This window comes from Pseudomyxococcus flavus, assembly GCF_050038885.1.
GTDB lineage: Bacteria > Myxococcota > Myxococcia > Myxococcales > Myxococcaceae > Myxococcus > Myxococcus flavus.
The window spans coordinates 9,259,716-9,269,982 of record NZ_CP143624.1 but is presented as its reverse complement, the minus strand read 5'-3'; the positions used below and the strand labels follow the sequence as shown (position 1 = coordinate 9,269,982).

Here is a 10,267-nt window from a genome sequence, read left to right as displayed (position 1 = left end):
AGTCCGCCGCGCATGTAGCGCGGGACGCCCGATGCGGCAGAGGCGGAGGGGCGGGCGCGTGCGCCAGGGCCACTCTCGCTGGGCCTCCCGCGCAGGAATGCGGGTACGCCAGGCGCGGACCGCTCCGACGGTGTGCTTTCGAGATGCCTGGACGAATCCGAAGGCCGGGTCGACTCATTCCGACGTACCGACTTTGAAGTCGCTCGGCTCACGGATGCACGCCCCCTGGTGATTCACACCAGAGGAGTTCATGTGTTCACTGTCAGTGTCAATGGGTGGCACTGTCGTGAACTGGAGCCTTGTGTGAGAGACCGGCCGTGGCCCGATGCACGGCTCAGCGTGTGGCCAGCTCACCGAAGTGACGCATGAGGTGAGACAGGCTCGTGGGTGACATGCCCTCCAACTGCTTGCATTGGAGCAAGGTGAAGCCTCGCGTATCCACGCGCCACTGCCCCTTGCTCCGGATGGCGACCTCCAATGCCAGGTCCCCCCTGCGTCGCATGGGGGCCAGCTTGAGCGTGCTCAAGAAATGCTCAGCCGCCAGCGGTTGACCTCCCAGGTAGCGCTTCCCCGACGCCAACCGCTTCCTCACATCCTTCCACGCCGCCTCCACTGCGTCGGGCTCCGGCTGAGGCAGCTCCCGTTCGGCCCACAGGATTGCGCACTCCTCCGAGACAGGGGGGAGGATGGGCGCTTCCTCCTCCTCGCCCTCCTCGGAGGGTTCACGCACGAGCGCACCCTCCAACACCACGCCGGTGGTAGCGGAAAAGACCTCACCAGCCAGGTGGGCCACCTTCTTTTCGCGCAGCAACGGCAGACACGCTTCCACGGCTTCCGGCCGTCCACTGGCCGCCAGTGCGCGGAGGACGTCTTCTCGAAGCTCCGGGATTTCGAGTAGCCGAGCCAGCCTCTCCACGTCCTGCTGCGCACCTCCCATCGCGAGCAGGCGCAAGGCGAGCCGGCATCCCGGGAGCCGCGATGAGACGAAGTGCCAGCACACGTCCCACGCGGCCCGCTCTCCCTGCAGCAGCCCCACCTCGAGCGCCGCCTCCCTGACGTCAGAGGAAGGCGCATCCAGGGCGCTCCGGAGCAGCGCCGCCGGCAGGGACCGGCCCCAGCGCCCGGCGGCCCTCAGGGCACTGGCCCGAAGCAACGGCTCCTCGCTGGACAGGAAGGACCCGAGCGCGAGCCCTGGAATGTCCCGGGTGCGGACACTCAGTGCTCCCATCACATACGCGAGAGCGAGCGCGGGAGCCTTGCCCTCCTCCAGCAGCGCGCGCAGACAGGATGTGAGTGCTTCGCTTCCTGCCAGCTCCAGCACGCGCTGGATGCACGCCTGATACACCGTGCCATCCGCATCCAGGCGCCCCAGGAGCATATCCACCTGCTCGCGCGCCCCGTCTGCCAGGAGCGTCAAGGCGGCGGCGCAAATCCTCCCGGGCTCCTCCTCCAGGGCGGGCAGCAGCAGGCGCTCCACGGCGGGTGCCCCACATTCGTGCAGCCCCTGTAGATGTGCCAGCAGCCGCTCTTCCGGGCCATTCATCACCTCGTTGAGCACATACCGTGGTGAGACGAGCGCGCGCTCCCACTGGAGCCAGAGGAAGGCGGCTTCGTCCAGGTGCTCTTCGATGACGTCCCAGAGGATCATGGCCAGCGCATCCCTAGGAGCCTGTCGCGGTAATCGCGAGGGGCTTGCCCGGCGGAGTCTGAAGGGGCTCAATGCCCCGCATGAGCAAGAAGTACCGCCCCTGGAATGTGCAGCAGGACTTCCTGCTGCCGCCGTCGCTGCTGGACTGGCTGCCGGAGCACCACCTCGCGCGTTTCGTGCTGGAGGTGGTGGAGGAGTTGGACTTGGGGCCCATCTACGAGTCGTACGAGAAGCAGCTGCGAGGCTACCCGCCGTACGAGCCGAAGATGATGGTGGCGCTGCTGCTGTACGCGTACTGCACCGGGGTGACGTCCTCTCGGAAGATTGAGAGGAAGACGCAGGAGGACGTGGCCTTCCGCGTGCTGGCGGCGAACCAGTCCCCAGACCACTCGCGGATTTCGGAGTTTCGACGTCGGCACGGGGCGCACTTCGAGAGTCTCTTCGTGCAGATGCTGAAGCTGTGCGCGAGGGCGGGGCTGGTGAAGCTGGGGCACGTGGCGCTGGACGGCACGAAGCTGAAGGCGAACGCCAGCAAGCACAAGGCGATGAGCTACGAGCGGATGAAGCAGGAGGAAGGGAAGCTGCGCGAGCAGGTGCGGCACCTGCTGGCCCAGGCGGAGGCCGTCGACGCGGAAGAGGACGCCCGCCACGGCAAGGGCAAGCGAGGCGACGAGCTTCCCGAGGAGTTGCGGCGCACGCGGGAGCGGCTGCAGCGCATTCGTCAGGCCCGGCAGGCGCTGGAGGCCGAAGCCAAGGCGGCCGCCGAAGCAGACAAGGGCAAGGATGATGACGACGACGCGCCCCCGCCCGCCCAGGACTTGCCCGGCCACACCGTGCCCCACACGGCCGAGGGCAAGCCGACGCCGAAGGCGCAGCGCAACTTCACCGACGCCGACAGCCGAATCATGAAGAAGGGCGCAAGCTTCGAGCAGGCCTACAACGCGCAGGCGGCGGTGGACGCGGCGCACCAGGTGATTGTCGCCCAGGCCCTCACCAACCAGCCTCCGGACGCCGAGCACCTGCCGGCACTGGTGGACCGGGTGGCCGCCCACCTCGAAGAAGTGCCAGGCAAGCTGAGCGCGGACGCGGGCTACTTCTCGGCGAAGAATGTCCGCTGGCTGGAGTCGGTGGGCGTCGAGCCGTACCTCGCCACCGGCCGCCAGAAGCATGGAGAAGCGCCACCGAAAGTCAGGGGCCGTCCGCCCGCGGGGCTCACCCCCAAGGAGCGGATGGTCCGGAAGCTGGCGACGAAGCGAGGCAAGGAGGTGTACCGAATGCGCAAGGCGATTGTGGAACCCGTCTTCGGCCAAATCAAAGAGGCACGCGGCATCCGCGCCCTGCTGCGCCGAGGCCTGAAGGCCGCCCGGGAGGAGTGGGCCCTCATCTGCGCCACCCACAACCTCCTCAAGCTCTTCCGAGCGACGGCAGCAGCGTAGCGGCCTGCCGCACCCTGCGGCCCACCGGCGTCTCTCACCCCGCCTCGCTCCCAACCCCATTACCGCGACACACTCCTAGTTGACCTTCACCGAAGCGCCCTTGATTCGATTGGTGCCCGCCGCATGGGTCTCCACCTGCAGACCGCGGATGAGGACCTTGCCGTTGCGTCGCAGGGTGATGCTGGCCTCCCCACACCGAAGCACCACTTCCTCCTCGCCTTCCAGGACGACCCGCCTGCCATCCACCTGTGCATCCAGGCCCGGCTCGCCGCCTCCGAAGAGTGCCTCCAGCAGCGGCGACGGGGACACCGCCTGACTCAGCCCCACGAGCACTGGCCGCGAGAGGTCATCCTCCTCGAAGAGGAGGAAGGCGCCCCGTCGTTGTGAGATGGCCTCCTCCAGCTCCCTCGCATCAAGCGACACGAGTGAGCGGGTGGCGAGCGGCCCTGACGGATTGCCTGGGAAGTCCACACACAGGCCCCCCTGCGCGTCCGTGCCTGCAATCCATCCGAACCGGGGTCCACGTCGCATGGAAGGCTGCTCCTGCGTGGGCTCGTCGGTTGCTTCCTCGCCTCCAGCCCTGGTCCGCATGGATTCCTCCTGCTGTCAGTAGAATGCGTCCAATCCCTCTGCAGGAATCAGTCGGATGCCCCGCAGTCCGGCCTTCTCGATGGCATCCCTGACAGACTCGTGGACGATGATGGTGGACGTGGTCTCGAAGAGTCGGAATATCTTCGCGCCATGCACCTTGGTGTAATCGAGGTGCATGGACTTGAATTCGAAGATGCCATTCTTGGGGATGGCCCCCCCCTCGGGGAGGCCTGGCATCAATGTATAGACGGACTTCGCCGCGTCAACACAGGCGATGAGCCCCACCACGTTGGCGGCCTGATAGCCCGGGGTCGCTTTGCCAGTGGCTTCATCAACGAGCTGGGCCGGGTAGAAGTCGACGTTGTCGACTCCCACGGACCGCAGGGCCTCCACGAACCGGTCGGAAACGACCATGCAGGGGGGCGACGACCCCAAATAGTCCAGAAACGCGCCCCGGTCTCCCGCGCGCTTGCGGAAGGTCAGCAGGGGGAGCGTTCCCAGCCGCTCTCCACGGGTGAAAGACACCTTCTTCCCCGGGATGGGGTCCATGTACAGGTCCGCGGAATTGTCTTCAGCGGGCCCGTAGCGGATGACGTAGTACATCAGGATTCCTCACGAGGTCTTGCGCTGGGTGTTGTCGAAAATCTGCTGTCGCTGCTGCTCCATGTATCGCTGCCGGCGGTCTTCCAGGGTCTGCACGGCTGAGCGGAAGACGACCAGGGCGTCGAGGTGCAGCCCCATGTAATCCTTCCCGCTGGCATGCTGCCGGATATTCACGATCTTGTCCCTGACGGTATTGGACAACATCTGGAGCGCCTGCCCGAGCGCGAGCTGCATCGCCACGTCTTCCTTGTCCTGGCAGGCATTCTCATAGAACTCCTCGATGCTCTGAAGCCGCTCATTGATGGGCTTCGTATAAGAGCCAGGGTGACTCCCGTTGTGCTGCTGCAAGCGGTGGAGCGCCACGTCCATCTCGTCCTTCGGTAGCATCATGCCGTTGGAGAGGTCATTGATATCCCAGCCCGCGAGCACGGCATTGTCCTTCAGTGTCGATGTGCTCTCCACCGTTTCGACGGGGAGGATGTGGTGCGCCTCGATGCGGTATGGGTAGGTGTCCGCCTTGGGAGTGATGACTCCATCCTTGCGCTGGTCCAGGTACATCTTCCGGATATTGGTCTCTCCGTGCCCGCCCCCATTCCAGGGCTCCAGATTCTTCGCGAGGAGATTGTCCCTCAGCTTCTGCCCCTGGCGCGCGACATTTCCCTGACGGTACTCGGGGTTGAGGTCCTTCTCGTGTCCCTCGCAATTGGACCACTTGCACTTCTTCCGCTGCGCCTCTTCGGCCTGTTTCACCTGGCCGCCCGCGGGACCCGTGGCTCCATCGAATTGGTTGGGCATGGCGTGCTCCTCAACCCATGATGTTCTTCTTGTTGTGGAACAGGGGGTCGCCCATACGGCAGACGTTCTTTCCCTCGAACTTCACGTCGAACGAGTACAGCATGAACTCGGCCTCGCCCTTCGTGGAGCCACTGACGACCCCGCCCGCCGAGCCCGCCTCGTCACCCGCGGTGACGCTGTATTTCGAGCCTTTCACCATGGGCATCTTCCCCTCCACCACGACCGATTTGGGGCCCTTCGCGGTGTCGCTGGACTTGCCGATGTTGGGATAGGGAATTGGCACCGGCCCAGCGGGGGAGGGCGTCTTGCAGACGTCGGGGAACACCATATTCATGCCACCGCTGCCCTGATGGACCACGCCGCGGAAGTTGACAAACACCGTGCTCGGCATCGGAACATCCTCCTTTAAACGGGTTCGCTGCTCACGAGCGCGGCCGCGCGTGCCGCTCCCTCTGAAGAACACCAGGCCAGACACGGCCCGGGCAGGTAGCCCTTCTTAAGTCCCAGGGCCGCGAGTCCGATGAGCACCGGACCACATGCGGCGCCCAGGTCTCCGAAGCAATCCGCCGGATGTTCCATGCGCGGTTCCTCCTGGAAGGCGTCCCGGTTCCGGATGAAGGCCACGCCCCACTCCTTCGCTCCGAAGCTCTCGCCATTGAAGCTCGCGAGGACCGTCCGGATCGGGGGGGCGGAAGCGCGCCTGACCGCGGCACGAATCGCATCGGCCAGTCCATTCCCGAGGTAGGGCTCGGTGCTGTAGCGGTGGCCCTGTTCCACCCCGAGCCCGGGTGTGGACACGAAGGCCAGCCGCGTGGAGGGCGGAAGGGTGTTCCGCGAGGACAGGAGCAGGAAGCCTGCGCCTTCTCCGGGGACGAACCCATCCAGCACTTCCTCCGCGTGAACCCGGCCCTCCTCGTCCAGCACGCCCAGAAGCCCCGTGTCCAGATGACTGTCCACCCCTCCCACCAGGATGGAGGTGGCTTTCCGGGAGGACAGCAGCTCCATGGCGCGTCCCAGCAGCGCGAGCGCCCCGGCCCGCCCTCCTGAAGACACCTCGCTGCGCCCCAGGTCCAGCGAGACGCCTGTCTGGAGCGACAGCAACTCCAGGAACCCTTTCTCGAGCGCCGGCGTGGGCTTCTTCGGGTGGGGCTCGGGTCCGGCCAGCAGGAGGGGCAGGGGCTCTCCCAGAATCACCGAGGCGGCTTCCTGGAGCGCCAGCGTGGCGAGCCGGAGCATCCGGACCTGTCGCGAGGTCAGGTCATGCCGGCTCGCGAGCGGCGGTGACAGCGGGTGCAGGTCCGAATCCGCCAGGGCGGCGAGAATCATGGGGGCTCCCTTGCGGTTGATGATCGAGCTCTCGCGGAGCCGGCTGATGCCACCGCGAACGGCGGCAGCGGTCGCTGCGGCGCGAAGCCCGAGCGGCGTGGTCATGCCGACCCCGTGAATCCATGCGCCGCGCCCATCCATTTCCGTTCCCCCCGTCCTATGACTTCAATTGGAGCGACTTCAGCCCGACTGTGACCCGGCGGACCTGTAGGACCTTCTTGTCACACGGCGCGGTGGCGCGCCAAAGCATGCAAACGCGGCGCTCCTCGGGCTCGATGAGGACGGTCTCCAGGTGGGGACGTGGCGTCTCCACCTGGCCCGCGATATGGGCCTGGATGTCAGGCACACAGAGGGGGAGTGGAAACCGGCACTCTCCCTCCGGCACGAGGTGCACGAGCCTCACGGGCTCGCCTCCCTTCAGATGGGTGGGCGCGATGAGGTCCGCCGAGGCCACGTGGAAGAATCGGGCGTCGAAGTCCTCGGGCAGGAACGGCGCACGGTACTGACGCCACCGTGAGTCATAGGTACCCGCGTGGAGCTTGCGAGGAGCCCAGGACGGAGCAATGGGACCGAAGCAGGCGGGAACGGCGCGGTCTCCGGCCCTCGCGACTGGATGACGCGGGTCCTCCAGATTCGGCAGCGGCAATCCATTCAGCTCCTGCGCACCGCGCCGGCCTCGGAACCCACGACCGACCGGGTTGCGGGGCTCGAAGGACGCTTCTCCCCGCTCCGGGACATGCATGCCGCCGAAGGCCCGCTCATACGTCAGGGGCATGGTCAGGAAGGGCTCGGGGGAGGAGATCCCCGCAGACAGGAGGCCCGACCGCCAGATACGGTCTCCCGTGACATGGATGCTCTTTGTGAGGCCTGCGACGGAGAGCTGGACATTCAACTCCGTCACGGGCTTGCCCCGCGGCGCATGGGCTTGTCCAATGAGCAACACATCCGTGGAGGACTTGCAGAGATGTCGCTCGCCAGCGTACCGGAGGCTTGATGCGCCCGGCTCTCCCCAATGGACGTCGGCGGTCAGGACAGGGACCTGCTTCTCGGCCACGCGGAGGCCCTGCCCGGGAGGACCGAACTCGAAGGTGGCCTTGAGCACGACGTAAAGCGTGTCGACCCCTTGTGCGTCCGGGAACAGGTCGATCCCTGCTTCAAATGGCGTGGTGTTGGTCACCTGCAGCATGAAGGTTCCCCGACAGCTCTTCAGCGACGCTAGAAGCGTGGATTCTACCATTCATGGACTTCTCAAGCATGCTTTAGGATTGATGAGTACCTCCCACACTCTCATGCATGTGCCCACTCCTCGGTCGAAAGTGCCTACTTTGATCGGGAGAAGCTTGGTGTGTCGTAGCCGAAACTCGCTCAAGCCTTCGGGACGTTGACGGGCTAGGGGCTGTCCCTGATCTCGTGCTCGAGAGTCGACGGTCAAGTCCCGAATCGTGTGTAATTGGTCCGGAGGGGGTTCGGGGGAGGGAGGCCCCTTATCGGCATCATGCAGCGGCAGTGTCAGGGGTTGATTTCAGCCGGGACATGTCGAGGTAGCGGCGGTCATCCCAGACACCCGTGACTTCTAGGGCGACGGCAGTGATGAGGCGCAGAGTGCTGGCGCGGTCCGGGAAGGCGCCGACGCCGCGGATGCGGCGCTTCACCTCGCTGTGGAGGCGCTCCAGGCCGTTGGTATTGCGAAGGCGCTTCCAGTGGGCCTTGGGGAAGGCGAAGAAGCAGGTGGCGGCGGCGAAGCCCTCGCGCAGGCACTCCATGGCTTCGGGTACCTGCCGCCCCAGCCCCTCCTGGAGGGCCTCCAGCCGCTTCCTGACGTCCTGGAGAGAGGTGGCCTCGAAGACGGCCGATGTCTCCTTGCCCAGCCGTCCACGCAGCCGCCAGGGGGCCTTGGCGAGGACGTTCCGGGTGAGGTGCACGGTGCAGCGCTGCAGCCGCGCCTCGGGCAGTGCCTGCCGGGCCGCGGCAGCCAGGCCCGCGTGCCCGTCGGCGATGACGAGCCGCACGCCCTTCAGCCCTCGCTCCAGAAGCTGGCGCAGCAAGTCCAGCCAGGAGTCCACCGACTCGCTACCTCCCAGCGTCACCGCCAGCAGGTGCCGGTGCCCATCCTCGCCCACGCCGTAGGCCACCAGGGCGGAGACGTTCTGCACCGTGCGCGCCCACCTGGCGTCCAGGAAGGTGGCATCCAGGTAGAGGTAGGGGAAGGCCTGCGTGAGGGGCTGGGTGCGCAAGCCCTCCACTTTCTCCTCCAGCGTCCGTGTCACCCGACTCACCGTCGAACGCGAGACGTCCTCGCCCATGAGGGCCCGTGTCACCTTGCCCATTTTCCTCGTGGAGACGCCCTGCACGTACGCACTGGTAATCGCCTCGTCGAGTTCCCCGCTGCGCCGCTTGTAGCGGCCCAGCACGTCCCCCGCGCTACCACTGTGCCTCGTGCGTGGCACCGCCACGTCCACGGCCCCCGCCGTCGTCACCAGCGTGCGCAGGTAGCTGCCGTTGCGCACGTCCGCCCGGCCCACCATCCGCTGCCACCGGCCGGCCCCCACCAACTCCCGTACATCCTCCTCCAGCAGGGCCTCCAGCGTCATCCGGATGGCTCCGCGGAAAAGCGCCCGCAGGTCGGCCTGCACCTCTTCGTGCGCGGGGGACTCAAACTCGCTAACGTCCACGTCGGGGAACTCCTCGGCTCCTCTGCCAGGAGGAGACCGGCTCGGTTGGTTTCACCGAGGAGCTTCCCTCTTTCCCGCTCGTCCCTCCTCACCATCTACACACTTATAGGGACACGACCGTGCGCTTTCCGGGCGGAGGCATAGGGGAGGCGGACCACGGCCGGAAAGCGTCCCCATTGAGGAAGGAGAGCGGACTGTCCGCGCGGCATGGCGCCGTGCGGCCCGCGCGAAAGGCCTTCCCATGCTTCGCCCTTCTTTCCTCCTGATTGCAGCCCTCGCCCTCACGGCTCCCGCCCTGGCCTCCGAGGCGTCTGGCGTCCCGGACCCGTAAGACCTCGCTGTGCCCCGTCGTGACGGGCTCCGGCCTCTCGTGAGACCTCCCTTGGCCACACGCCAGGAGGTGGTCCATGGAGTTGGAGAAGGAGTTGGAGCAGTTCCGTCAGGAAGCACAGCGGTTGAAGGCCGGGCGGCGCAGTGGCTCGTTGCCCTTTCCCGAGGCGCTGCGCGCCTTCGCGGTGCGCTACGCCGAGCACACCGTGGCGGCGGGAGGGACGGTGACGGACGCGGCGCAGAGGCTGGGCGTGTCCGGGCCGACGCTCTACGAGTGGCGCAAGGGGCGCCCCGCGGGACACCGCCGCCCGAAGCCCGCCGAGAAGGGCGCGGCGCTGGTGCCGGTGCGCGTGGGCGAGCGTCCTGCCAGAGCGGAGGTGGCGGGAGTGCAGCAGGTGGCGCTGGTCTCTCCGGGCGGCTGGCGAGTCGAGGGGCTGACGCTGGAGACCGCTGCCCAACTGGTGGGGAGACTGGGGTGCTGACGCCCACGCGCGCCGTTCGCGTCTTCGCGTACGCGGCCCCGGTGGACATGCGCAAGGGCTTCGATGGACTGGGTGCCCTCGTCGAGCAGCAGCTGGGGCGGCAGCTGCTCAAGGGCGACGTCTTCCTCTTCGTCGGCCGCAGCCGGCGCCGGGCCAAGGTGCTGCACTTCGACGGCACGGGCCTGGTACTCCTCACCAAGAGACTCTTCCGGGGACGCTTCGCTCGGCCCTGGTGCGAGGAGGGCGCGCAGGCGGTGGAGCTGACGGTGAGCGAGCTGTCGCTCTTCTTGGAAGGCTGCGAGCTGGCCGGAAGGTGGAGGCTGTCGCCTCCGGCGGTGGACGAGAAAGTCCTTGCGGTAGGCAGTGGCTTGTAGCACCTGTCAG

At 66.7% G+C, this 10,267-nt stretch carries 11 protein-coding genes; 3 read left to right on the top strand and 8 right to left on the bottom strand.

What is annotated here, in order from left to right; genetic code table 11:
* Positions 1-334: 334 nt before the first annotated feature.
* Entirely contained in the window at positions 335-1,648 is a 1,314-nt protein-coding gene (locus VZL07_RS38255; RefSeq protein WP_426752913.1) for a TIGR02270 family protein, read from the bottom strand.
* A gap of 80 nt (positions 1,649-1,728) precedes the next feature.
* Here VZL07_RS38255 and VZL07_RS38250 point away from each other — a divergent pair, with 80 nt between their 5' ends.
* Positions 1,729-3,084, top strand: a complete 1,356-nt coding sequence (locus tag VZL07_RS38250) for an IS1182 family transposase (RefSeq protein WP_426752680.1) — start codon at positions 1,729-1,731, stop codon at positions 3,082-3,084.
* Between the two features lie 75 nt (positions 3,085-3,159).
* On the opposite strand, the gene VZL07_RS38245 is transcribed toward VZL07_RS38250, so the two are convergent.
* From VZL07_RS38245 to VZL07_RS38215, 7 genes are all read right to left on the bottom strand, one after another.
* On the bottom strand, positions 3,160-3,615 hold the full coding sequence (locus VZL07_RS38245) for a DUF6484 domain-containing protein (protein WP_426752912.1): 456 nt from the start codon (positions 3,613-3,615) through the stop codon (positions 3,160-3,162).
* A gap of 75 nt (positions 3,616-3,690) precedes the next feature.
* Positions 3,691-4,278 (bottom strand): imm11 family protein, encoded by a 588-nt coding sequence (locus VZL07_RS38240; RefSeq protein ID WP_426752911.1) that lies wholly within the window; start codon positions 4,276-4,278, stop codon positions 3,691-3,693.
* 9 nt (positions 4,279-4,287) lie between these two features.
* Complete coding sequence (locus VZL07_RS38235; RefSeq protein WP_426752909.1) at positions 4,288-5,073, bottom strand: AHH domain-containing protein; 786 nt, start codon at positions 5,071-5,073, stop codon at positions 4,288-4,290.
* Positions 5,074-5,083: 10 nt separating this feature from the next.
* Positions 5,084-5,464: a DUF4150 domain-containing protein gene (locus tag VZL07_RS38230; RefSeq protein WP_426752908.1), complete on the bottom strand. Its 381-nt coding sequence runs from the start codon at positions 5,462-5,464 to the stop codon at positions 5,084-5,086.
* Positions 5,465-5,478: 14 nt separating this feature from the next.
* Positions 5,479-6,504, bottom strand: coding sequence for a hypothetical protein (locus tag VZL07_RS38225; protein WP_426752907.1), 1,026 nt, complete (start codon positions 6,502-6,504; stop codon positions 5,479-5,481).
* Between the two features lie 52 nt (positions 6,505-6,556).
* A complete protein-coding gene (locus VZL07_RS38220) occupies positions 6,557-7,585 on the bottom strand; it encodes a DUF2169 family type VI secretion system accessory protein (RefSeq protein WP_426752906.1) in 1,029 nt (342 codons plus the stop codon).
* A gap of 307 nt (positions 7,586-7,892) precedes the next feature.
* Positions 7,893-9,071, bottom strand: a complete 1,179-nt coding sequence (locus VZL07_RS38215) for an IS256 family transposase (protein ID WP_426752904.1) — start codon at positions 9,069-9,071, stop codon at positions 7,893-7,895.
* Between the two features lie 407 nt (positions 9,072-9,478).
* Between VZL07_RS38215 and VZL07_RS38210 the strand changes: the two genes are divergently transcribed.
* On the top strand, positions 9,479-9,883 hold the full coding sequence (locus VZL07_RS38210) for a transposase (protein ID WP_426749777.1): 405 nt from the start codon (positions 9,479-9,481) through the stop codon (positions 9,881-9,883).
* A complete protein-coding gene (tnpB, locus tag VZL07_RS38205) occupies positions 9,877-10,257 on the top strand; it encodes an IS66 family insertion sequence element accessory protein TnpB (RefSeq protein WP_426749778.1) in 381 nt (126 codons plus the stop codon). The genes VZL07_RS38210 and tnpB overlap by 7 nt, the downstream gene beginning before the upstream one ends.
* Positions 10,258-10,267: the final 10 nt, after the last annotated feature.

Coding starts and splice junctions, on each gene's coding strand:
- VZL07_RS38210 (WP_426749777.1), top strand. CDS start 9,479: ATGGAGTTGGAGAAGGAGTTGGAGCAGTTCCGTCAGGAAGCACAGCGG.
- VZL07_RS38230 (WP_426752908.1), bottom strand. CDS start 5,464: ATGCCGAGCACGGTGTTTGTCAACTTCCGCGGCGTGGTCCATCAGGGC.
- VZL07_RS38220 (WP_426752906.1), bottom strand. CDS start 7,585: ATGCTGCAGGTGACCAACACCACGCCATTTGAAGCAGGGATCGACCTG.
- VZL07_RS38245 (WP_426752912.1), bottom strand. CDS start 3,615: ATGCGACGTGGACCCCGGTTCGGATGGATTGCAGGCACGGACGCGCAG.
- VZL07_RS38250 (WP_426752680.1), top strand. CDS start 1,729: ATGAGCAAGAAGTACCGCCCCTGGAATGTGCAGCAGGACTTCCTGCTG.
- VZL07_RS38255 (WP_426752913.1), bottom strand. CDS start 1,648: ATGATCCTCTGGGACGTCATCGAAGAGCACCTGGACGAAGCCGCCTTC.
- VZL07_RS38235 (WP_426752909.1), bottom strand. CDS start 5,073: ATGCCCAACCAATTCGATGGAGCCACGGGTCCCGCGGGCGGCCAGGTG.
- VZL07_RS38240 (WP_426752911.1), bottom strand. CDS start 4,278: ATGTACTACGTCATCCGCTACGGGCCCGCTGAAGACAATTCCGCGGAC.
- VZL07_RS38225 (WP_426752907.1), bottom strand. CDS start 6,504: ATGACCACGCCGCTCGGGCTTCGCGCCGCAGCGACCGCTGCCGCCGTT.